This window comes from Prosthecobacter sp. (genome assembly GCF_046154365.1).
GTDB lineage: Bacteria > Verrucomicrobiota > Verrucomicrobiia > Verrucomicrobiales > Verrucomicrobiaceae > Prosthecobacter.
Map to the genome: position 1 here is coordinate 81375 of NZ_JBJXFV010000140.1, position 23102 is coordinate 104476.

The window sequence follows — 23102 nt, forward strand, 5'->3', positions numbered from 1 at the left end:
CCGTGAAGCCTTCCATTCTCGCGGTCATCCTTTCGTCGTTCTGCCTTTCGCCTGCGTCATTCGCGGTGCCGCCGAGCCTCGTCGTCTTTCTTTCCGATGACCACGGGCAGCTCGACTCCACGCCCTATGGCTCAAAGGAGGTCCGCACGCCGAACATGCAGCGGCTGGCGGATGCGGGCATGACTTTCACACACGCCTTCATCGCCTCGCCATCGTGTGCGCCGAGCCGGGCGGCCATGCTCACCGGTCTGATGCCGGCACGCAACGGCGCGGAGAACAATCACACGTTCAAACGCGATGACGTGGCCTCGCTGCCCGAGGTGCTGCGCCAGCTCGGCTACCAGACCGCCGCATTCGGCAAAGTGGCGCATGGCGGCAAAGATGTGCAACGCCACGGCTTCGATGTGTTGGCTGAGCAGCACGATGCGGCCTTCGTGGAGAAGTTTCTCAAGGAGCGTGATGCCGCCAAACCGCTGTGTCTCTTCGTCGGCACGCACGAGCCGCATGTGCCGTGGGCCAAGCTCGAAGGCTACGATCCCGCGAAGGTGACGCTGCCACCGAAGTTCGTGGATACACCGGAGACACGCGAGTCTCGCGCCCGCTACTACACCGATGTGACCACCGCCGACACACAGCTCGGCGAGTTGATGGACTTGGCGAAAAAATACCTAGTCCCCGCGAACACGCTGTTCCTCTACACCAGCGACCACGGCGGGCAGTGGCCCTTCGGCAAATGGAACCTCTACGACGCCGGCGCACGCGTCCCGTTCCTCGCCGCGTGGCTCGGTGTCATCAAACCCGGCACACGCACCGACGCAATGATCCAGTGGATCGACCTTCTGCCCACACTCATCGACGCCGCGGGTGGCAAAGCGCCAGAAGGCATCGACGGGCTCTCCTTTCTGCCCGTGCTGCGTGGTGAATCGACCACACATCGCAATGTCATCTTCACCACGCACAGCGGCGATGGCAGCATGAACGTCTATCCCATTCGCGCCATCCGCACCGCCGACTGGAAGCTCATTCTCAATCTCCATCCCGAGTTCGCCCACACCACGCACATCGACAAGTCGCCGAACATCAGAAGCGGCCTGCCGTACTGGACCTCATGGTTCAACAAGGCGCAAACCGACCCTGAGGCCGCCGCCATCGTGAAGCGCTACCACGAGCGTCCCGCTGTCGAACTCTACGATCTCCACGCCGACCCTGCGGAGCTGAACAACCTCGCCGCTGAACCCGCGCAGTCCATCCGCATGAAGGAACTTCGCGCCCAGCTCGAAACCTGGATGCGCGGGCAGAGCGACCAGCAAACCGTCTTCAGCGCGCCGCACCTGCTCACCGACCCCGCCTCTACACGTCCCGTTGCTCCAGAAGCTCCCGACACGCCGTCGGCCAAGAAAGGCAAAGGGAAGAAGAACGCCAAGTAATTCCGCCATGCGCTTCATTTATCTCCTCATCGTCCTCTGCCCTTTACTCTCTACTTTGGCGCAGCCAAACCTGCTCATCATCACCACCGATGATATGAGCTGTGACTCGGTCGGTGTTTATGGCTGCAAGCTCAAGGACACGACGCCGAACATGGACAAACTTGCCGCGCAGAGCTTGCGCTTCAATTATGCACATGTCGTTGTAGGGAACTGCATGCCATCACGCAATGTCATGTGGAGCGGCAAATACCCGCACAACAACCGCATCGAGGGCTTTCGTGCGATGAGCAAAAACGACAAGGACTACCCGGTGCTGGGCGATCTGGTGAAGGCAGCGGGTTATTTCACCGGCATCCGGCACAAAGTCGAGCACTCCACGCCCTACTCACCGTTTCCGTGGGACATCATACTCAGCGAGGCCAAAAAGGACGATGTGAAGAATGCCGCCTCGTGGGGGAAGGCAGCCACTACCGGCATCGAAGCTGCGAAGCAGGCCGGAAAGCCATTCTGCCTGCTGCTGAACATCGCGGACCCGCACAAGCCGTTTTATGCCGAGGGAAATCGCGGCGAAACCGCTTCTGATCCGAATATGCCATCCAAAGTCTTCGCGCCCGAGGAGGTGCCCGTGCCCGGCTTCCTCCATGACGATCCGATCATCCGCAAAGAACTCGCCCTTTATTACTCCAGCGTGCGCCGCGCCGATGACGGCGTGGGCGCGATCTTGGAAGCCCTCAAGGCCTCCGGGCAGGATGAGAACACGATCATCATCTTCCTCTCCGACCACGGCATGCCGCTGCCGTTTGCGAAAACGCAGCTCTACCATCACAGCACGCGCACGCCGCTCATGATCCGCTGGCCCGGCGTCACCAAGGCGGGCGCGGTCGATGACACGCACATGATTTCCACGGTCGATCTGCTGCCCACGATCCTCGATATGCTCGGCATTGAAAGTAGCCATCTCGCTCCGCGAGATGAGCACAGCGCGTCGTCCGCCAAGAAAGTCACCGATGTATCAAACGCTCCTTCTGCCAAGAATGCCCTCAGCTCGTCACGCGGAGCGATGACGGCTACTTTCGACGGCCAATCCTTCGCCGCCGTGCTCACAGGCGAAAAACAACCTGAACGCACGATGGTTTTCAAAGAGCACAACGAGAACGCTGGCGGCCAAAACACGCCGATGCGCGCCGTGCAGACCAAGGACTGGCTCTACGTCTTCAGCCCATGGTCGAACGGCACGCGCGTCATGAGCGGTGCCACCGCTGGCACTGCCACCTGCCGCCAGATGCGCGTCCTCGCAAAGACGAACGAAGCCATCGCCGCACGCATTGACCTCTTTGATCATCGTGTGCCCGAGGAAGCCTACGAGGTGCGCTACGATCCCGAAGCGCTGACCAATTTGATCGCCACGCCGGAGCACGCCACGCAAGTCGCGGTTTTGGAGAAGGCTATGGAAGACTGGATGGTGCGCACGAAGGACCCGCTGCTCGAAGTCTTCCGCCATCGTGCTGACCTCACTGTCCGCGAAGAACTCATGCAGCAGCTCGAAGGCCAGCAGTTGAACAAGAAGGGACGGCAGGCCGCCAACAAGGCCGCGAAAGCACCCGCCAGCCTCATCAGCCTCGAAGTCCCCGAAACCATCGCCGCTGGTGCCCAGGTCACCGTGAATGTGAAGCACACCCTCCCCGCCGATCTCGGTGAGAAACCCATCCAGGTGACGCTAAAGGATGCCAAAGGCACGCGCCTCAAGCGCATCGAGATCAAAGCCAGTGGTGAAGGCATCAAAGCAGTCACCTTCGACATCCCCGCCGAGGTGAAGGCGGTCAGCTTCGCCGGTCTCGTCGGCAAGGGGATCAATGACGCGCTCCAGCATGTGCAGTCGAAGCCGGTGAAGGTGAAATGATGCGATTCAGCCTGCGTTACTTCGTTTCAGCCCGTCACTTTTCCCCACCACCATGAAGACCATCCTCTCCTTGCTCCTCCTCTCACCCGGCCTGCTCCTCGCCGAACTGAGCGTGCCGCATTTCTTTGCTGATCACATGATTCTCCAGCGTGAGCGTGCAGCGGCCATTTGGGGCAAGGCGCATGCAGGCGCGGAGATCAGCGTGGCTTTCAAAGGCAAGTCGGCAGCGACGAAAGCGGACGCGGATGGCAAATGGCGGACGCAGATCGAAACAGGTGCGGCGGATGCGACAGGTGTGACGCTGACGATCTCGGCGGGCGCGGACAAGATCGAGATCAAGGATGTGCTCGTGGGTGAAGTGTGGTTCGCGTCCGGGCAGTCGAACATGTTTTTCACGATGAACCGCGTTCCCGCGTATGAGGCGCTGATCAAGGAGTCGAAGCACCCGGCGCTGCGCATGTTCAATGCGCCACTGGTGACGGCGGCGGACGATCAAGACGACATCGAGGGTGTGTGGGCGGCCTCCACGCCGGAGATGGTGCCAGATTTTTCCGCCGTAGCGTTTTTCTTTGCGCGGAAGCTGCACCTCGATCTCGGCATTCCTGTTGGCGTGATCAAATCCGCGTGGGGCGGCAAACCGGTGGAGACGTTCACCAGTCGAGAAGCGCTGAACACGCTGCCTGGGACCAAAGCACTCGTCGATGCGATGCTGAAGGACGAGGCCGCATTTGATCAAGCGAAGGCGCAGGCAGCTTACGAGACGAAGCTGGAGCAGTGGCAGTCCACCGTGGCCGCGGCGAAGGGTAAATCCGCCGAGGAACGCAAGCGCCTGCCGAAGAAGCCGGATGCGCCGAAGCGTCCGCTGCTCACCGAGGGCAAGCCGGGGGTGCTGTTCGCGGCGATGATTCATCCCTTCACCGGCTACACGATGCGCGGTGCGATCTGGTATCAGGGCGAAGGCAACGCGAGGGCCGGTGCCGTGCCGTATGATCAGACGCTGCCGCTCATGATCAATGACTGGCGCAAGCGCTGGGGCGATGACTTCTCCTTCTACTTCGTGCAGCTCGCGAACTACCACGCGCCGTCCACCGCGCCCGGCACGCCGGATGCGTGGGCGCTGTTGCAGGATCGCATGCGTCTTGTGCTCGACACCACGCCGAAGACCGGCATGGCAATCATCAACGACGTCGGCGAGGTGAATGACATCCATCCGAAGAACAAGAAAGACCCAGGCGAGCGTCTCGCCCGCTGGGCGTTGGCGAAGGATTACGGCAAGGAGCTGATTTACTCGGGTCCGCTGTTCAAATTGAGCAGCGTGAAGGATGGCGCCATCCGCGTGACCTTCGATCAAAGCGGCGCGGGGCTGAAATCACGCGATGGCGGCGCATTGAAGCGCTTCGAAATCGCCGGAGCCGACAAAGTGTGGATGTGGGCGGATGCAAAGATCGACGGCACCGACAGTGTGATCGTCAGCAGCACCGAGGTGAAGGCTCCCGCCGCCGTGCGCTATGCCTGGGCCGCGAATCCGGAAGGCGCAAATCTCATCAACAGTGAAGGACTTCCTGCTTCGGTTTTCCGCACGGATGATTGGGACGATGTGGAGATCCAAGTGGACACCGCCGCCGAAGAGCGCCGCGCGATGGGAGTCGAGATTCGCGCCCTCGCCACCGAGCTTGCGAAGCATGATCGCAAAAGCCCCGAGTATCAGGCGCTGAACCAGAAGTTTCAGGCGCTGATGACGAAGTTCAAAGCCAGTGCGCCGAAAAAGTAGCGATGCGACATCTGCTTGCCTTCCTCCTGCTGACGAACGCTCACGCCGAGCTGTCTGTCACCGCGCATCCTTCCATCCAGGCCGCTTTGGATGCGAATCCGAACCGCATGATGTTCGTTCCAGCGGGTGATTACCCGATCACGGAGAAGATTCGCATTCGCGGCGAGCGCAGCGGCTTGTTCGGGCCTGGCCGCATCATTCAGCAGAGCGCGGATCAGCCGATCATCGAGATCGAGAACGCCAGCGGCGCGGAAATTCGTGATCTGACGCTCACACGGCCCGACGGGAAGATGGAGACCCGCCATGAAGGCATTTTGGCGATCAAATGCCGTGATCTGGTGATCGAAAACGTGCGTGTCATCGATAACCGCAGTCCTGCAGGTGCGATCACGCTGCGCGAGAGCCAGAACTGCCGCATCAGCCACTGTCTGGTGCGGAATTACATGCGCTTGAGCGTGGACGACCGCACGGCGAACAAAGATCTCGGCTACGCTTTCAACTGCACCGACGGCACCGGCATCAGCGTGAGTTACAGCACCGGCACACTGATCGAGGGCAATCGCGTGATCGAGGACCACATGGTTCCCACGCCCGAACTCAAGGCGAAGCACAAGCTGGGCGATTGGATCAAAAAGAACGCGGAAAAAGGCAGCATCGTTAATCAAGCAACGTGGGACCTTGGCTACACCGACGCATGGCAGCAGGGCTCGGGCATCATCGCCACCGCGCCGATGGTGAGCGATCTGACGCGCATCCTCGGCAATCACATCGAAAACGCCGCGCAGGGCATCGACCTGCATTCGGATCACGTCATCGTCTCAAACAACATCGTCGTGAACTCGTTCATGGGCATGAAGGCGATGCACGGTTCACGCAACGTGATCATCACCGGCAATCAGTTCGTCAAAAACTCTCTCTGGGCCATCGGTCTGATGCCCGGAGCCGCTGCGAACGCCGAAAACGCCGACGGCGGCTCCATCATCGCGAACAACATCATCTCCGACTTCGGTCACGGTGACGCGCATTGGATCTGGGGCAACGAACGCTCGCCCTTCAAGTTCGACACCGGCCAGCAGCCCGATGATCCGCCGCTTGCCGATGTCATCGTGCAGGGCAACGTCGTCCACGCCATTGGCAAACCGCGCTACAAATACGCCGTCATCATCGGCGGCGGCCCCAACACGCCGCGCGGCATGCATTTCTCGAACAACCTGCTCCATCCCGGCACGCAGGGCATTGCCAACACCGACCTACCACCATGAAACAGATTTTTATCCTTCTCTGCTGCGTTGCTTCAGCTTGGGCGGCCTCACCGCCGAACATTCTCTTCGCCATTGCCGACGACTGGGGTCCACACGCGAGTGCTTACGGCACACCGTGGGTGAAGACGCCGAACTTTGACCGCGTGGCGAAAGAAGGCCTGCTTTTTAATCACGCCTACACGCCGAACGCGAAGTGTGCGCCGTCACGCGCATGCATTCTCACCGGTCGCAATTCGTGGCAGCTCAGGGAAGCGGCGAACCACATCTGCTACTTCCCGCCGGAGTTCAAAGGCTGGGGCGAAGCGTTGGCGGAGAAAGGCTGGAACGTCGGCCACACGACGAAAGGCTGGGGACCAGGAGTGGCGCTCGATGCGAATGGCAAACCGCGGCAGATGACCGGCACGGCCTGGAACAAGCGCAAGGCCAAGCCACCAACGCCAGACATCCTCAACACCGACTACGCCGCGAACTTCGATGACTTCCTCAACGCTGCACCCGCCGACAAGCCCTGGTGCTTCTGGTATGGCAGCGTGGAGCCGCATCGCGGCTATGAATTCGGCAGCGGTGTCAAAAAGGGCGGCAAAAAGCTCACGGACATCGATCACGTGCCCGCCTACTGGCCGGACAAAGACGTGATCCGCAACGACATGCTCGATTACGCCTTCGAAGTCGAGCATTTCGACGCCCATCTCGGCCGCATGCTCGCCGATCTTGAAAAACGCGGCCTGCTCGACAACACGCTCGTCATCGTCACCGCCGACCACGGCATGCCGTTCCCGCGCAGCAAGGGCAACGCGAACGTGCAGGCCAATCACGTGCCACTCGCGGTGATGTGGAAGAACGGCATCACCCAGCCAGGCCGCGTCATCGACGACTTCGTCAGTTTCATCGACCTCGCGCCCACCTTCATCGAAGTTGCCGGTTTGAAATGGCACGACACCGGCATGGCCGAGTCATCGGGCCGCAGTTTGACCGATCTCTTTGTCAACAAGCCCGTCCACACCCGCGATCACGTGCTCATTGGCAAGGAACGCACCGACATCGGTCGGCCGCATGACTGGGGCTATCCGATTCGTGCCATCGTGAAGCACGACAGCGTCTTCATCGAGAACTTCGAGCCCACGCGCTGGCCTGGCGGCAATCCCGAGACCGGTTACATGGACTGTGATGCCGGCGCGACGAAGAGCTACATCATCGACGCGCACCGCAAGAATCCCGCCGATCCTTTCTGGCAGCTCTGCTTTGGTTTGCGCCCCGCCACCGAGTTCTATGATCTCAAAACCGATCCCGACTTCGTGAAGAATCTTCCTGCCGATGCACGTGTCACCGCGATGCGCGACCAGCTTCACGCCGAGCTCAAACAACAGGGCGATCCGCGCATGGACGGCAAAGGCGACATCTTCGACAAGTACGAGCACGCCACGAAGACCAACGTCGGTTTCTATGAGAAATTCATGCGCGGCGAACCCGTGAAGGCCGGCTGGATCAACCCAAGCGACATCGAACCCACGAAGCCACTGCCATGAGACTGCCAGCTCTTCTTCTTTCCCTCTTCGCCCTTTGCCCTTCGCTCTTTGCCGCCTCGCAGCCGAATTTTCTCCTCGTCATGGTCGATGACATGGGCTTCTCCGATCTCGGCTGCTATGGCAGTGAGATCGACACGCCGAACCTGGACAAACTCGCGGCGGGTGGCGTGCGCTTCACGCAGTTCTACAACACCGCCAAGTGCCACTCCTCGCGTGTGAGCCTCCTCAGCGGCCGCTGGTGCCGCCAGGCCGGTGACACCGCGTTGAATCGCGCCGTCATCCTCCCCGAAGTGCTCGCGCCCGCAGGTTACTTCACCGCAATGACCGGCAAATGGCATCTCGACAAGGAACCCACCCACTTTGGCTTCCAGCGCTACTTCGGCCATCTCTCTGGTGCCACGAACTACTACACCGGCGACAAGACCTTCCGCCTCAACGGCGAGAAGTTCGACGTTCCCGAAAAGGGCTTCTACACGACCATCGCCAATGTGGATCGCGCCATCGAGTTCATCAGCGAAGCTCGAGCCGCGAAGAAGCCCTGGTTTCAATACATCGCCTTCAACGCCCCGCATGCGCCACTTCAGCCGCTGGAGCAGGACTTCAAAAAATACCTCGGCCGCTACGATGTCGGCTGGGACACGATTCGCGCCGCACGCGTCGCCAAGCAGAAGCAAATCGGCCTGCTGCCTGCCGACACCACCGAATCGCCTCGCCCCGAGCACATTCTCGAATGGTCGAAGCTCAGCGACGAGCAGCGAACCGCCGAAGCACGTCTCATGACAGCCTATGCTGGCCTTATTGACCGTATTGACCAGGAAATGGGCCGCCTCATCGCCGATCTCGAAGCAGCAGGCGAACTCGACAACACCGTCATCCTCTTCGTTTCCGACAACGGCGCGTGCCCCTTCGGTCGCGGCGGTGCCACGCCGAACACCGAACCCTACGATCCCAAAACGCATTGGGGCGACAGCACCGGCTGGGCCTGGGCGCGGAACTCGCCCTTTCGCTTTTATAAGCAGAACCAATTCGAAGGGGGCATCTCATCGCCCGCCGTGCTGCACTGGCCTGCGGGCTTGAAACAGAAGCCCGGCAGCATTGTGAGCAGCCCCGCCCATCTCGTCGATGTGCTGCCCACCTTTGCCGAACTCGCCGGTGCCAAACTGCCCACGACCTTCCCCGACCGTGAGCCCACGCCGCTCGCCGGCATCTCGCTCGCCCCGATCATCGCCGGTGGCGAAATCAAAGCACGTCCGCCGATTCATCTGCTCTTCGCCAGTGATCGCGGCCTGCGCGATGGCGAATGGAAGCTCGTCAGCTTCCAAAGCCAGCCCTGGGAGCTTTACCACATCCCCGATGACCGCACTGAGCTTCACGACGTCGCCGCGCAGCATCCCGACATCGTCGAGCGCATGAAAAAGCAGTGGCACGACATGGCCGCGAACGTCCTCATGGCCAAAGGCAAAGAAATCCAACCCGTCGCGAGCGCAGCGGCACCGAAGCTCAATCCCAGCTGGTCGCAATACTACGACAACGCGTCTGGCAAAACCAAGACGAGGGGCAAGGGCAAAAAGAAGGCCGCCCAAGCCGCCACCACCCTCCCCCGCGCCCGCAAAGACACCCAACTCACCGTCGAAGGCAACCAACTCATCCTCCATAGTACCGGCTCCGATCCCGGCCTCGCCTTCGAGCACCTTGCCATCGAATCCCCCGGTCCCTACACGCTCGAATTTCGTCTTCAAAGCCAATCCACCGGCCCCGGCGAACTCTACTGGACCAATGACGCCGAAACGACTCTCCCCAAAGGCAAACACCTCGACTTCGATGTGAAGCACGATGGCGAATGGCATGACATGAAGCTCCGCATCGACGAACCGCAGCCCCTGCACGGGCTGCGCCTCGATCCCTGTGCCGGCAAAGGCGAAGTGAAGCTCGAAGGACTCACGCTAAAATCGAGGGGTGGAGAAGTGCTGGCGAAGTGGCCGTGATATGGGGATGGCTACTTGCTAGCCCCTGACCACCTTTACCAGTTTCCCTACCAACGTAATCTCCAACCGGATCGCCGCATCAATCCGATTCGCAAACGCCCCAAAGTCGCGGTTCTCCGTGCAGACGATGATGCCCGCATGATCTGGGTAGCTGCGATGGAGGCGCATGAAGTCTTTACGATTGATGGTGATTATGCAGCGGCCTGATTCCACGGCGAAGCGCAGCACTGCATCGTCCTCAACGCCTTGATTGGATTTACCGACATCGTGAGTCGTCAGAACATCGTGTCCTAGCTCCCGGAGGCGTTGCACGACTTCGACGGGAAAGTTCTCGTTGGCGTAGAGACGGGCCATATCACTCAGCTGTCTCGTTTTCCTGAATCTCGCGGTCGATCTCATGCGGATGTCTCTCCACATAGCGCCAAGCGTTGACCAGATCGGAGGCCTTCAGCGAGGGATAATTCCGCAGCAGTTCCGCATCGTCCGAGCCGAGCCGCCGCCAGGACTCCAGTGACCACACCGGAATGCGCGTGCCTGCGATCCGCGCTGATCCACCGCAGACACGCGGGTCAAACTCGATGCCTGGATGCTGATCCGCCATGTCCTCGGCCATCCAGACAAACAGCCGCGCACGCTCCTGCCGCGGCAGGGCTGCCACCAGATGCTGGGCTTGATCAAAAGTCGCCGTCATGCGCCAAGGATGGCTTACGGCCTACCAAACGTCAACGCCGCCTCTCCATTGAGAGAGTTTGCCAGCTAAAGCGTTCATCACCCCATGCCACGCCTCCCTATCGCCCTCCTGCTCCTCAGTGTCTGCACTTCGCTCTCCGAAGCCGCGCCCACGCCGCTTTTCTCCGACGACTTCAACCGCGATGAAGCCACGCCCGGCAAAGAAGACATCGGCAACGGCTGGACCAGCAACAGCGCCTGGCGTGCGAAGGGCCATCAGCAGGTCGATCTCAGGGACGGTGTCATGCACGTCACGAAGCACGTGGAAGCAGATCACGGCGTCGCGATCTTCCACGCGACCGAGTTTCAGGACGGCCTCGTCGAATTGAAGTTCAAACTCGGTGAAGGCGACGACCTCGGCGTCGATTTCGTCGATCGCGAGTTGAAGACCGTACATGCCGGGCACCTCTGCATGGCCCGCGTGACGAACAAAAACCTCACGATCACCGATTCCAAGACCGGCGGCATGGATCTCAAAATTCAAGAGCGACGCAAAGCCGGAGACAAATCACCAGAACTCACCGCACTGCTCAAAACCAAGACAAAATCCTTCAAGCTCGATCTCAAGGCCGAAGACTGGCACACGATGCACATCAAGATCGTCGCCGATCAAATGTCCGTCCGCATCGACGATCAGGAGATCGGTTCCTTCAGCAGCGAAGGCATCGCGCATCCCACCAAACGCATGATCACCCTCGCCGTGAACAAATCTGCCGACGTGGACGACGTGAAAGTGTCGAAGCTGAAATGAGCATGCGTCTCGCCTGTTCCATCCTCTTGCTGGCAACTGCAGCGCTCTCCCAGCCGCAGCGCGAAGTCGTGCCCGACTGGCCAAAGTTGTCCGAGGGACATGTGCTCGGACTTTGCGCCGGAGTGGGGGTCGATGCGCAGAACCGCGTGTTCGTCTTCCATCGCAGCGGGCGGAAGTGGTCGAATCCGTTTCCGAAGGATGCGATTTTGCAGCCGACGGTAAGTGTGTTTGATGGCGCGAGCGGCAAGCTGCTCAGCACCTGGGGTGAAAACCGCTTCATCATGCCGCATGGGCTCACGGTCGATCATGAAGGCAATCTCTGGCTCACGGATGTGGGTCTGCATCAAGTCTTCAAATGCACGCCGGCAGGCAAGGTGCTGCTCACGCTCGGCGAAGCGGGTGTTCCTAGCGCGGATCACGCGCATTTTAATCTGCCCACCGATGTCGCTGTGCTGCGCGATGGCTCGTTTTATGTCAGCGACGGCTACAAGAACACGCGCGTGATAAAGTTCAGCGCTGACGGGAAATTTGAGTTCGAGTGGGGCACGAAAGGGAAGGGGAATGGCGAGTTCAATCTGCCGCATGGCATTGCTCTCGATGCGCAAGGTCGTGTGATCGTCTGTGACCGCGAGAACGAGCGGCTTCAGCTCTTTGATGCGCGCGGAGCCTTCATCTCCGCATGGAAAGGCCCGCAGATCGGCAAACCCTACGGCGTCGCCACCGCGCCTGACGGTCATGTTTTCATCATCGACGGCGGATCACCCTCGCTGAAGCCCGAGCTGCGCGGCAAGGCCGTCGAACTTGATGCATCTGGCATTGTCATCGACACCTTCGGCTCCTTCGGTGCTGCGCCCGGTCAATTCCAACTCGGCCACGACATCGCCATCGGCCCCGATGGCGCGGCTTACGTTGCCGAAGGCACGGGTGCGCGCGTACAGAAGTTTGTGCGCAAGAAGTGAAGGCATAGGCAGTTTCCACGCCTCCATGCGTGCTCTGCTTTTTCTCATCCTCTTCATTCCACCGCTTTTCGCGGCTCAGCCCAACGTCCTCCTCATCATAGCGGACGATCTGCGCGACTTTGGCGGTGCTTTCACGAAGGACGTGGTCAAGACGCCGAACCTGGATCGGTTGCGTGCTCATGGGACGACTTTTGAGCGGGCGTATGTGCAGTATCCTGTCTGCAATCCCAGCCGCAGCAGCATGATGACCGGTCTGCGTGCCGAGCAGACCGGCATCACCGGCAATGACACGAAGTTCCGCGAAAAACTACCGGACATCATCACGCTGCCGCAGCTCTGCAAAGAAGCTGGGTGGCAGTCGCATGCGTTTGGAAAGCTCTACCACCTCGGCGGTGGCAAAAACGTCGAAGCAAAGCAAGCGTGGATGGATGCAGGCAAGTCCTGGCACACGGCGCAGGCTTTTGAAGCGACGAAGACAGGCAGGAAACTGCTCGAAGGCCGGAACGTGACCAGTGGGGCGCTGAACTGGTGCCAATGGGGAGCCGCGGATGGCACCGATGAGGATCAGCCCGATGGCCAGATCGCCACCGCCACGGTGGCGATGATCGAAAAGCTCGGCGATGCGCCGTGGTTCATCGGTTGCGGCTTCATGAAGCCGCATGATCCCTTCATCGCACCGAAGCAGTATTTCGATTTGTATCCGCTCGAGTCGATCAAGCCGTGGCGTGATCCTGCGGATATGAAGGCCGTGCGCAAAGACAGCGTGAGCTTCGGAGCTTATGGCGAGGCCTTTGCCAAATTCACCGCTACCGAGTGGCGTGAGCTGCTCCGCGCCTACTGCGCGGGCACGAGCTTCATGGATGCGCAGCTTGGCCGCGTGCTCGATGCGCTCGATAAAAACAAGCTTTGGGACAAGACGATCGTCGTCTTCGTCGGTGATCACGGCTACCACACCGGCGAGCGCAGTTGGTGGAACAAGAACACGCTTTTCGAGCGCAGTTGCCGCGCCCCGCTCATCATCGCCGCTCCCGGCATGAAGGGCGGTCAGACAACTCGCTCACTCGTTGAGTTCGTCGATCTGTATCCCACCCTCACCCAGTTCTGCGGCCTCTCGATGCCACATGCGGCTGCCGGCGTCAGTTTGAAGCCCATTATGCAAAACCCCACGGCCAGCGTGAAGGATACCGCCTTCACTCTCGTCACGCGTGGACCGAAACTTTACGCTCAAAGCATCCGCACCTCACGCTGGCGCTTCAATCTCTGGAGCGACGGTCAGACCGAACTCTATGATCACGACGCCGATCCCGAAGAACTGCATAACGTTTCCGCCAAGCACGCTGATGTCGTGAGTAAACTCACGGCGAAGATCAAAACGCTGCCGTCACTCTAGCCGTGATAACATGGCAGATCAGGCATGATGCCAGCGTATTTTCAGAATGACCAACCGTCGCCAATTCATCGCCACCACCGCCCTCGCATTTCCATTCATCGCCCGTGGAGCTGCTCCCGCCGCGAAGATCATTGAAACGAAGGTGATTTCGCAGCAGCCGGAGTATTACCACGGCTGGCCGACGGTGGTGCGGCGGCAGAATGGTGAGCTGTGGGTCTCATGGTCGGGTGGACGTGAGTCGCATGTGTGCCCGTTTGGGCAGGTGCATGCGATGACCTCGCGCGACAACGGCGCGACGTGGTCTTTCCCGCGAGTGCTGCTCGACACCGCCACGGATGACCGCGACTCCGGCGTGCTGGAGACGGCAAAGGGCACGCTGCTCGTCTCCACCTTCACCTCGCTCGCCTATGAGGATCACCTCGCGAAGGCCACGGCCTTTGCCGAGCACACGGACAAGGGCTGGACGACCAAAAGCATGCCGCCAGAGCAACTCGCCAAGTGGAAATCTGCGCAGGCACGCCTCAGTGACGCAGAGCGTAAAGCGGAACTCGGCGAGTGGGTCATCCGTTCGACCGATGGTGGCAAATCTTGGTCAAATCGAATCCCAACCATCGTGAACAGCCCGCATGGGCCGATCCAGCTCAAAGACGGTCGTCTGCTCTATGCTGGAAAGCAGTTGTGGGCCGCCGAACGCAAAATCGGCGTTGTTGAATCCAAAGACGATGGCCAGACCTGGCAGTGGCTGGCGGAAATCCCCACGCGCAAAGGCGATAAGAACGCCTACCACGAACTGCACGCCGTGGAAGCCGCCGATGGCGCCCTCATCGCGCAGATTCGCAATCACAACGTCGCGAACAAAGGCGAGACGTTGCAGACCGAATCGAGTGATGGCGGCAAAACGTGGAGCGAGCCGCATGCCATCGGCGTGTGGGGCCTGCCCTCGCATTTGTTGCGTCTGCGCGACGGTCGTCTGCTCATGACCTACGGCCACCGTCGCAAGCCTTACGGCAATCAGGCGCGCATCAGTGCCGACAATGGCAAAACCTGGGGCGAGGCGATGATTCTCTCTGACGACGGTATCGGCGGCGATCTCGGTTATCCCAGCACGGTGGAACTGCCTGACGGCACGCTGCTCACGCTTTGGTATGAGACGATGCAGGAGCCGAAACTCGCCGTGCTTCGGCAGGCGACCTGGCGACTGGAGTAAAGCATCACTCCCGTCGTGGATTTTCTTGGATGTAAGTCGCCAGCGTGCGGCCGAGACCCGCGCCTACCTTGCCGTAGCCTTCCACGGACATCAGCGAGCTGTTCCAACCGGTTTCAAGCGTTACAGAGATCGTGGCATCGCCAGTATTCGCGCGCACCCAGCCGCTGCTCATGCGGCCACGCTCCTCCTCGCTCGTCACATAGGTGGCGAAGCGGTACTTCGGCTGCACGTTGAGCGGTTCGATGATGCTGGCGGCGGCGAGGTCGATCCAGCGCTGGTAGTTCCGCTGCTGGATGCCCGTCATGCGCTCGAAAGCAAAGGGGCCGAAGAAAAAGATCGGATCATCGCTGCCGGGATTGTGCAGGTCGATGAAGACATCGAGTCCGTGCTTTGCATGAATGTCGCGAATCATGCGCTGCGCCGCTGCGACCTCGGGATAGATCGGCTCGGCGGCCCAGTCGCGATTGTGATCGCGTGGGGTCGCCTCTTTGCCGCCTGCGCCGATGGCGGCGTTGTCCACGTCCATGATTGGGATGTAATGGAGACACGTTTTCGCTCGCAGCTCCTTCGCTCCATTGCTGGCATACCAAGTGATGAAGCCACGCCCCACCTGACTGCCGCCCGCCTCCCACGCATGCTGCCGCGAGCCGATCCACACCTGATGCGCCGCGTTTTCAGCGCCGATGCGGATGCCCTGCACCGCACGACCACCGCGCGTCTTCGCCAACTCGAAGCGTTTCGCCTCTGGAAGTTTCGCGGCGATGTCAGCGAGCAGTTTGTCCGCATCCGACGGCACAAACGGCGGTCCCCAAGCCAGCGACATCTGCGTGGCCGCCGCTTTGATCGTGTAACTCATCACCTTGTCCGCGCTGAGCGTGCCTTTGGCCGATGGCGTCCACGTTTGGCCATCCACACTGATCCATGCGTGCTTCGGCTGGCACCATGCAGCGGCGAGCACGGCCTTCTCACGATACGGCTTCGTCTGTGCCTGCACTTCGAGCGTAAACTCCTCACCGACCGTGATCCCATCGAGCTTGAACGACCACCAGCACGGCCAGCCGCGCCCTTCGTGTAGAGCGGGCATAATGCGCAGCGTGCGCGTCACTTGATCCAGCTTCACCACCTCCGCGTTGCCGCCCTCGAAGCCGCTGAGCACGCGCAACTCGGCGTGGGCAGTGAGAGTGAGCAGGAAGAGCAAAAGTGAGCTGTGCATGGTGGTGTGAACGCAGCTCTCGGAAGCGATTGATCAAGCGCGAAGCAAAGTAGCCATCATCGCTCCGCGTGATGAGCATTCAGCCTCCACCGAAGCGATGCATCTTGGAAATTCGAGAGTCTGTCTTGCCGGTGGACGCACAATGCACATCTCGCAGGAGCGAGATGGCTACTTTGCTTCGCGTTTTAACTCATCCACATGACTCGTTTCATCCTCCTCCTCGCCACCACCACAGCCTTCGCCGAGGAGCGCGTCCTCATCGAAAATGGCTCCAGCAGTTACGAGATCGTTCATAGCGCGGATGCGAACGCGGCGACGACACTCGCTGCACGTGAGTTGAGCACTTGGGTCAAGCAATCAACCGGCGTGCTGCTGCCGGTGGTCACGGTGGCGTCACCGGAGAGGCCGCACATCTTCGTGGCGGCAGACATGAGCCTCAAACCCGAGGGCTATCGTTTGAAAACCGTCGGCGCGGACATCCACATCACCGGTGCGGACGTGCAGCGCGGCTCGTTGGTGCCGAAGCGCGTCAGCGGCACACAAACTGGCTCGCTGAGCGGCGTGTATGATTTGTTGGAGCGCTGCATGGGCATTCAGTTTCTGTGGCATGACAAACTGGGCACCATCGTGCCGAAGCATGCGCGCGTGACGGTGCCGGACCTCGACATCGACACCGCACCAGCGTGGACGTATCGCTTCCTCGCCTACTCGCCGGAGGGGAAGTGTGGCGACGACATGTTCGCGCGGCGTTTGCGGCTGGGGCACAGTCACACCGTCGCGCACAGCCACTCGTGGCATCAGATCATGCCGGTGGAGACGTATGGCAAAGCGCACCCGGAGTGGTTTGCGGAGATCGATGGCAAGCGGAAGCCGGAGTACTACCTGGAGCATCATGGCGGCCAGGTTTGCACCACGAACACGGAGGTGATCGAGGTCTTCGCCCAAGCCGCCATCGACTTCTTCAACGCGCATCCAGACCGCGACATGTTCTCGCTCTCGCCCAATGACGGCAGCGGCTTCTGCACCTGCGCGAAGTGCAAGGCGCTCGATCATGGTGCAAGTCTCACCGACCGCCTCATCACCTTCTACAACGCCATCGCCGAGCGCGTGGCGAAGGTGCAACCCACCAAACTGCTCGGTGCCTACGCCTACAGCTTCTACCGCGAGCCGCCGGTGAAGGTGAAGCCGCATCCGCAAGTGTATGTCGTCCACGCGACGAACACCGCCTTCCATCAAGGCGTCGGCTGGCCTGCGGAGCACGTCATGGAGCAGCAGTGGCGTGCCATGACCAAGCGCTTCGCCAAATATGACATCTACTACTCGCCTGATTCATCGCTGAATCTCATCGCGCCGATGACGCGGCATTTGATCGAAAAAATCCGCGCCGAATCAAAGCTCGGCATCGAAGGCGGCTACCTCTACATGGGGCAGAGCTACGAGCAGCTCGGTGCCGGGCACTGGCTGATGGCACGACTCATGTGGGATGCCAATGCCAGCACCAACGGCTACTACCAAACCCTCTACGGCAAGGCCGCGCCGCAGGTGCAGGCCTACTACGACTTGCTGGAGTCGCGCTTGATCACAGCGAAGTCGTCACCGCTCGACACGAGCAGCGCCGCCGTGCGAGTCGCGTTGCGAAAGCATCCAGGACTCGGCTCACCGGCCTACATCCTCTCCGCGTATCATCCCGTGCTCGCTGAAGCCACCAAGCTCATCGCTGCCGCGAAGTCAGCCGAACTCAGCAGCGACGAAACCGCCCGCTTGCAGCGCCTCATCGATCAACACGAGCTGCTGCTTACCACCGTGCGCGGCATGTTCGTCGCGGCGCGTTTGGAATCCGACGCATCAAGCAGTGCCGAGGACGCGCAAGCATTGCTCGCACTCATCGACCAGCGCCAAAACATCCGCCAGCGACTCAAAGGCTACGCGCCGAGCCTCTGCGCCAGTCTGGATGCCGGTGATGCTGCTGAAACACAAGCGCTCGCTCCCAGCGGCCCGCTCGCGCAACTCGCACGCAGTTTGCTCTCCGGCACCAGCATCGTGCGCAGCTTCCGTCCCGAGCACCGCTGGTCTGCCGAAGGTGCGGCCACCCTCACCAGCGAAGACGGCCAACTTCGTGTTCACATCCCTGATGGCAGCCGTGGTTCGATCACCTATACCACCAACGTGAAGCCATCGACCAGCTACCGCATCACGCACAAGCACTGGAACGACCCCGCGCCGCTCCAACTCACCACCACCGACGATGCCGACGCCACGACACGCGGCCAGCCACCCATCGCCCCGCGCACTCGCGTCATCTTCCGCGATGCCAAAACGCGCAATCAGTGGAGCGGCGTCGGCGCGCACGAGCACATCAAGGAGTGGCATACCTTCCCGCACTTCATCCTCACACCCGCCGACACCAAGAGCATCAGCTTCACCATCTTCCTGCATCATCCCGGCACCTATTTGATCAAGGACGTGAAGCTCGAGGAGCTGGGCAGGGTGAAATAACTCGGGGCCAATACCTCCTCAGAGGTATTGGCGCTGGCATTCGAACGTGTAGAATGGCGGCGATGAAATGGTCCCGCTGGATCGAGCAACCACGCTTGTTGGTCCTGTTGGCGCTCGCGTTTGCGCTAGTGCCGGCATGGCTGGCCGTGGTGACGTATCGTGACGCGAGGCAGAAAGATGAGCGGGTCTATGAAACGACAGCACAGGTGCTTGCGGAGAAGATGCAGAACAACTTCGAACGGCATACATACTTCCCTCGTGAAGTGCGCCAGCTTGCCAGGAGCCTCGATGAAGCGGCGTTGCTCGCAGGGGAAATGGTCCCCGCTTTTCCCTGGCAGGACAGGCTGCCGCACCTCATGGCCCTGGGCTACGCTCGTCAGGAAGAGGGTCGGATCATCGTGCGATGGATGAGCGAACAGCGCGTGCCGGTGACGGCTTTGGGTGATGATCTCGCAACGTTTCCGGGTGTGGTGGCCACGCTGAAGGCTGCATCACCCCATGATCCATCGGTGACTATGGGCTGCATGCTGGAGCATCACCGCATGCTGATTTTGCTGAAGATCCCAGGCTCAGCGGTAGCGACTGCGGCGCGCGGCTACATCATCGCGTGGATCGATCTCGATTCGATGTGTCGTGATCCCGCTTTGGAATTGATTCGGGATCAAGTGCTCGCTGCAATGCCTCACGGTGCGGCCCACTCGTCATCGGCTAAGGCGCGGTGCATGCCCATCCGCGATGGTGAGGCGAAATGGATCGTCTGTATTCAACGCGGTGCTGGTTTCAGCAAGTATGACGCACCGGCTCCATGGCTGACGTTTATCACTGTAGGCCTGAGCGCATTGCCACTGCTGCTCCTGGCATCGCTCGCAGGCCGGTCGGCACGTTTGCATGCGTCGCTGGCGGCAGAGCGTGAGGTGCTGCGGCAGCAGCGCTACTTCACGCAGAGTGTCTCGCATGAGTTCCGCACACCGCTGGGCATCATTCAGTCGGGCGCGGATCTTCTGGATCAATATGCGGAGCACCTCACGCCAGAACGTCGGCGGGAGGTGCTGGGTGAGATTCGCGATAACACCCGGCAGATGACGGAAATGGTCGAGCAGGTGCTGGAACTCGGCCGCATGGACTCAGGTGCGGCGGCGTGTCAGCGAAAGCCCGTGAATCTGGCGGCGCTTTGCCAGCAAGCCGCAGAACGTGTGACGAAAGCTGCCGAAGCAGCCCACAAGATCGAAGTGAACGCACCTGACACTGAGGTGATGCTTGATGACACACTGATGGGCAGTCTCCTGGAGAATCTGCTCTCCAATGCCGTGAAATACTCCGCCGCAGACAAATCGGTGACTTTAAGCGCATCGCTGGATGATCAGCAGCTCTCCCTCACCCTGCGTGATGAAGGCATTGGCATTCCTGCGGATGATCTGCCGCGTGTGTGCGATCCTTTTCATCGCTGCGGCAATGTGGGCAGCACGCCCGGCTCGGGCCTCGGCCTTGCCATCGCTCACCGCGCCGCCGGATTGCATGGCGGCACTTTGAGGATCGAAAGCATCGAAGGCAAGGGCACCACTGCGGCCGTTACGATTCCAACTCTCACCGCCTCATGACCACGATCCTGCTCATCGAAGACAATGCCAGTCTGCGACGAAACATCGCACAGATCCTCACCATTGAGGGCTACCAAGTCATGTGTGCGGCAGACGGCGCGACGGGCTTGCAAATGCTGCGAGAGAGCAAGCCCGACCTCATCTTGTGCGACATCATGATGCCTGGCATGGATGGCTACGAAATCCTCGCGCAGGTGCGCGCCGATCCTGTAGCTGCGGCGCTACCGTTCATCTTCATCACGGCGAAGGGTGGGATGCCCGACCTGCGAACTGGCATGGCACTCGGCGCGGATGACTATTTGCCAAAGCCCGTCACCAGCACCGACTTGCTCGCGGCCGTGCGCACACGTTTGCAGCGGCATTCACAGCAGCGCGCGTTCTCTCCCAGCTTTGATGACGCCACACCGCTGGAGAAGCTCGGCATCTCCCCGCGCGAGGCCGAAATTCTCCTCTGGATGGCCCAAGGCAAGAGCAACGGCGACATCGGAGCCATCTGTGACATCAGCGTCGGCACCGTGAAGAAGCATGCGAATCACATCTTCGAGAAGCTCGGCGTCGAGGGCCGCACCAGCGCGACGCTGCGCGCGCTGGAAATCCTCTCCGAGGCGCAATCATCGCGGGCTACCTCCTTCGACCCATTGCCGGGTCACACGATGCAGCGAGGCTTGTGACATGAAAACCCACTGCTCTCTTGCCCTTCTGATCCTTTTTTCGCTGACAGGCCGCGCGCTGGCCGCGGACTACGATGTCGGCCCCGGCAAACCTCTCGCAACTCTGAGCGCGGTGCCTTGGGCGAACTTGCAGCCTGGAGACTTCGTCAACATTCACTACAAGCCGGGTGGCTATCACGAAAAGATCCAAATCTCCGCCAGTGGCACCGCGGCACAGCACATCGTCATCCGTGGCATTCCTGATCCGACGACGCACGCGCTGCCGATCATCGACGGCAAGGATGCCATCGAAGACCCCGCGTATGATCCCCGGCATCCCAAGTTCACCGAGTGGAGTGTCATCCTCGTGAGTCCGCGCCAGAACACCTACGTTTACGGTGCTTACAACATCAGCTTCGTGGACCTTGAGACGCTCGACATTCGCAATGGCAGCTACACGGGCGACGGCAGCATCACTTACACGGACAAATTCGGCACCGTACGAGGCTACGGTGCCTTCGCCGCAGGCATCTACATCGAGTGGGCACACGATCTCACCATTCGCGGCTGCGAGGTCAGTAACTGCGGCAACGGCATCTACGCGAACTCGAAAAATCCAGGCATTCAGGTCACGCGTCGCTTGCTCATCGAAGGCAACTACCTTCACGACAACTCCAATCCGCCGATCCCAAACCCGACGGACCCAAACGGCGTGCCATTGAGCAATGGCTTCGGTGAACACCACATCTACGTCGAATGCGCCGGCAGCATCATCCAATACAATCGCTTCGGCCCCTTGCGCCCGAATGCCCGTGGCACCGCGATCAAGAACCGCTCATCCGGCATCGTCATCCGCTACAATGAGTTCGTCATGGATGGTCAGTCCAACGTCATCGCCATGCCCAACAGCCAGGCCGGCACCGGCGAGATCGACCTTCAGCCCGACTACCGCGATGCGTATGTCTATGGCAACCACATCACCATCAAGGACTACCCGGGTGGCATCACGGCCTTCATGTGGGGTGCCTTCGACGGAGCCACGCTCTACGATCCCGTTTATCGCGGCACCTTGCATCTGTATAACAACACCATCGTGAGCCATCACTCGGGTGTGGCCCTTCTTTTACTTCCGGGGACCACCTACACCTCCAACGCCACCATCACCAACCCCACGCACGAGAACGTCGATTGCCGGAACAACATCATCTACACCGACCCCGCGCTCCAAGCCGTCAGCTATGACTCCTTTCGCTTCATCAACAGCGGCACCACCAACGGCGGTGGCGACATCACCCTGGGCAAGAACTCGATCAGCCCCGGTTGGCGCAAAACGGCCCCGAATCAGACTTGGTCTGGCGCCCTCATCGGCACTGAGAACCTCATCGTCGGTGATGCGCTCGGTGCGAATGATCCGCACTTCATCGACATGAATGCACGCAACTATCATGTGCTCACACCCTCGAATATTCTGGATGCTGGAGAGGCGATCGCTGGCCTGCCACTCGATCTCACCCTGACGCGCGAGTATGTGTTCCCGCAGAACTCTCAGGCACGCACGTTGCAAGGCACCGCGATGGACCTCGGCGCGCTCGAAAGCACAGGACTCGCCACACCACCGCCTCCGGGTGGTGCGTTGCAGTTCAGCATTGGCAATTCCAGTCGCGTCGAATCCGGCGGCACCGCCACCATCACCGTCACGCGTGTCGGCGGCACCTTGGGAGCCGTCGGTGTGAGCTTCTCCACTGCCGCAGGTGGCAGCGCTGTCGAAGGCGCAGACTACACCGGCATCGTGGGCACGCTGGTTTGGGCAGATGGAGATAGCGCACCGAAAACTTTCTCGGTGTCCATCCTCAACGAGACCGAGATCGAGAATGCCGAGACCGTGAGCCTCGCGCTCTTCGCTCCGACGGGCGGCGCAATTCTTGGCACGCTCGACACCGCCATCCTCACGATCCAGGACGACGACACGCCGCCCTCCACGCTCATGTATGCGCTCGGTCACACCAGCAATGCGCTCTTCCTTTTCAAAAGCCACGCGCCCGGTGTGCCGCTAAGCTTCTCGATTCCGAGCGGCCTCGTGGGAGGCGATTCACTCCGCGCACTGGCCGTGCAGCCCGTCACCGGAAAACTTTTCGCCATCGGAACAGCGAGCGTGCTCTACACGCTGAATCCCTTCACCGGCACAGCCACGGCAGTTGGTCCTGCATTCAGTCCAGCGCTCACTGGCGACACGATGGA

17 protein-coding genes are annotated in these 23102 nt (G+C 60.6%); 14 read left to right on the forward strand and 3 right to left on the reverse strand.

Annotated elements, in window-relative coordinates; genetic code table 11:
* Positions 1–2: 2 nt before the first annotated feature.
* From ACKVY0_RS18005 to ACKVY0_RS18030, 6 genes are read left to right on the forward strand one after another with little or no spacing between them, the layout of a single operon-like run.
* Complete coding sequence (locus ACKVY0_RS18005; RefSeq protein ID WP_409216215.1) at positions 3–1427, forward strand: sulfatase; 1425 nt, start codon at positions 3–5, stop codon at positions 1425–1427.
* 7 nt (positions 1428–1434) lie between these two features.
* On the forward strand, positions 1435–3327 hold the full coding sequence (locus tag ACKVY0_RS18010) for a sulfatase (RefSeq protein ID WP_409216216.1): 1893 nt from the start codon (positions 1435–1437) through the stop codon (positions 3325–3327).
* Positions 3328–3379: 52 nt separating this feature from the next.
* A complete protein-coding gene (locus ACKVY0_RS18015; RefSeq protein WP_409216217.1) occupies positions 3380–5098 on the forward strand; it encodes a sialate O-acetylesterase in 1719 nt (572 codons plus the stop codon).
* 2 nt (positions 5099–5100) lie between these two features.
* Positions 5101–6360: a nitrous oxide reductase family maturation protein NosD gene (locus ACKVY0_RS18020; protein WP_409216218.1), complete on the forward strand. Its 1260-nt coding sequence runs from the start codon at positions 5101–5103 to the stop codon at positions 6358–6360.
* Positions 6357–7886: a sulfatase gene (locus ACKVY0_RS18025; protein ID WP_409216219.1), complete on the forward strand. Its 1530-nt coding sequence runs from the start codon at positions 6357–6359 to the stop codon at positions 7884–7886. Before ACKVY0_RS18020 ends, ACKVY0_RS18025 begins: the two co-directional genes overlap by 4 nt.
* Positions 7883–9871, forward strand: coding sequence for an arylsulfatase (locus ACKVY0_RS18030; protein WP_409216220.1), 1989 nt, complete (start codon positions 7883–7885; stop codon positions 9869–9871). Before ACKVY0_RS18025 ends, ACKVY0_RS18030 begins: the two co-directional genes overlap by 4 nt.
* Before the next feature lie 18 nt (positions 9872–9889).
* Here ACKVY0_RS18030 and ACKVY0_RS18035 read toward each other — a convergent pair whose 3' ends face one another.
* The gene (locus ACKVY0_RS18035) at positions 9890–10225 is read right to left on the reverse strand and encodes a DUF5615 family PIN-like protein (protein ID WP_409216221.1); all 336 of its coding nucleotides are present in this window, start codon (positions 10223–10225) and stop codon (positions 9890–9892) included.
* A gap of 1 nt (position 10226) precedes the next feature.
* Positions 10227–10562, reverse strand: coding sequence for a DUF433 domain-containing protein (locus tag ACKVY0_RS18040; RefSeq protein ID WP_409216222.1), 336 nt, complete (start codon positions 10560–10562; stop codon positions 10227–10229).
* An 84-nt stretch (positions 10563–10646) separates the two neighbouring features.
* Between ACKVY0_RS18040 and ACKVY0_RS18045 the strand changes: the two genes are divergently transcribed.
* From ACKVY0_RS18045 to ACKVY0_RS18060, 4 genes are read left to right on the forward strand one after another with little or no spacing between them, the layout of a single operon-like run.
* The gene (locus ACKVY0_RS18045; protein ID WP_409216223.1) at positions 10647–11351 is read left to right on the forward strand and encodes a family 16 glycoside hydrolase; all 705 of its coding nucleotides are present in this window, start codon (positions 10647–10649) and stop codon (positions 11349–11351) included.
* A 2-nt stretch (positions 11352–11353) separates the two neighbouring features.
* Positions 11354–12310 carry a peptidyl-alpha-hydroxyglycine alpha-amidating lyase family protein gene (locus ACKVY0_RS18050; protein ID WP_409216224.1) on the forward strand — a complete coding sequence of 319 codons (957 nt, stop codon included), beginning with the start codon at positions 11354–11356 and terminating at the stop codon, positions 12308–12310.
* Between the two features lie 25 nt (positions 12311–12335).
* Positions 12336–13700, forward strand: coding sequence for a sulfatase (locus tag ACKVY0_RS18055; protein ID WP_409216225.1), 1365 nt, complete (start codon positions 12336–12338; stop codon positions 13698–13700).
* Positions 13701–13746: 46 nt separating this feature from the next.
* Entirely contained in the window at positions 13747–14907 is a 1161-nt protein-coding gene (locus ACKVY0_RS18060; RefSeq protein WP_409216226.1) for a sialidase family protein, read from the forward strand.
* Between the two features lie 4 nt (positions 14908–14911).
* Here ACKVY0_RS18060 and ACKVY0_RS18065 read toward each other — a convergent pair whose 3' ends face one another.
* Positions 14912–16120 carry a M14-type cytosolic carboxypeptidase gene (locus tag ACKVY0_RS18065; protein ID WP_409216227.1) on the reverse strand — a complete coding sequence of 403 codons (1209 nt, stop codon included), beginning with the start codon at positions 16118–16120 and terminating at the stop codon, positions 14912–14914.
* Between the two features lie 198 nt (positions 16121–16318).
* On the opposite strand from ACKVY0_RS18065, the gene ACKVY0_RS18070 reads away from it, so the two are divergent.
* The 4 genes from ACKVY0_RS18070 to ACKVY0_RS18085 form a co-directional block, all read left to right on the forward strand.
* Positions 16319–18616 carry a DUF4838 domain-containing protein gene (locus ACKVY0_RS18070; RefSeq protein WP_409216228.1) on the forward strand — a complete coding sequence of 766 codons (2298 nt, stop codon included), beginning with the start codon at positions 16319–16321 and terminating at the stop codon, positions 18614–18616.
* 62 nt (positions 18617–18678) lie between these two features.
* Positions 18679–20214, forward strand: a complete 1536-nt coding sequence (locus tag ACKVY0_RS18075) for a sensor histidine kinase (protein WP_409216229.1) — start codon at positions 18679–18681, stop codon at positions 20212–20214.
* Positions 20211–20885, forward strand: a complete 675-nt coding sequence (locus tag ACKVY0_RS18080; RefSeq protein WP_409216230.1) for a response regulator — start codon at positions 20211–20213, stop codon at positions 20883–20885. Before ACKVY0_RS18075 ends, ACKVY0_RS18080 begins: the two co-directional genes overlap by 4 nt.
* Before the next feature lies 1 nt (position 20886).
* Positions 20887–23102, forward strand: a 2216-nt coding sequence (locus ACKVY0_RS18085) for a Calx-beta domain-containing protein (protein WP_409216231.1), incomplete at its 3' end; no start/stop codon positions are given.

Excerpts from the sequence above, each read along its gene's own strand:
- ACKVY0_RS18015 (WP_409216217.1), top strand. The coding sequence starts at position 3,380 with ATGAAGACCATCCTCTCCTTGCTCCTCCTCTCACCCGGCCTGCTCCTC.
- ACKVY0_RS18020 (WP_409216218.1), top strand. The coding sequence starts at position 5,101 with ATGCGACATCTGCTTGCCTTCCTCCTGCTGACGAACGCTCACGCCGAG.
- ACKVY0_RS18010 (WP_409216216.1), top strand. The coding sequence starts at position 1,435 with ATGCGCTTCATTTATCTCCTCATCGTCCTCTGCCCTTTACTCTCTACT.
- ACKVY0_RS18080 (WP_409216230.1), top strand. The coding sequence starts at position 20,211 with ATGACCACGATCCTGCTCATCGAAGACAATGCCAGTCTGCGACGAAAC.
- ACKVY0_RS18025 (WP_409216219.1), top strand. The coding sequence starts at position 6,357 with ATGAAACAGATTTTTATCCTTCTCTGCTGCGTTGCTTCAGCTTGGGCG.
- ACKVY0_RS18075 (WP_409216229.1), top strand. The coding sequence starts at position 18,679 with ATGAAATGGTCCCGCTGGATCGAGCAACCACGCTTGTTGGTCCTGTTG.
- ACKVY0_RS18060 (WP_409216226.1), top strand. The coding sequence starts at position 13,747 with ATGACCAACCGTCGCCAATTCATCGCCACCACCGCCCTCGCATTTCCA.
- ACKVY0_RS18045 (WP_409216223.1), top strand. The coding sequence starts at position 10,647 with ATGCCACGCCTCCCTATCGCCCTCCTGCTCCTCAGTGTCTGCACTTCG.
- ACKVY0_RS18070 (WP_409216228.1), top strand. The coding sequence starts at position 16,319 with ATGACTCGTTTCATCCTCCTCCTCGCCACCACCACAGCCTTCGCCGAG.
- ACKVY0_RS18050 (WP_409216224.1), top strand. The coding sequence starts at position 11,354 with ATGCGTCTCGCCTGTTCCATCCTCTTGCTGGCAACTGCAGCGCTCTCC.
- ACKVY0_RS18035 (WP_409216221.1), bottom strand. The coding sequence starts at position 10,225 with ATGGCCCGTCTCTACGCCAACGAGAACTTTCCCGTCGAAGTCGTGCAA.
- ACKVY0_RS18040 (WP_409216222.1), bottom strand. The coding sequence starts at position 10,562 with ATGACGGCGACTTTTGATCAAGCCCAGCATCTGGTGGCAGCCCTGCCG.
- ACKVY0_RS18055 (WP_409216225.1), top strand. The coding sequence starts at position 12,336 with ATGCGTGCTCTGCTTTTTCTCATCCTCTTCATTCCACCGCTTTTCGCG.
- ACKVY0_RS18030 (WP_409216220.1), top strand. The coding sequence starts at position 7,883 with ATGAGACTGCCAGCTCTTCTTCTTTCCCTCTTCGCCCTTTGCCCTTCG.
- ACKVY0_RS18065 (WP_409216227.1), bottom strand. The coding sequence starts at position 16,120 with ATGCACAGCTCACTTTTGCTCTTCCTGCTCACTCTCACTGCCCACGCC.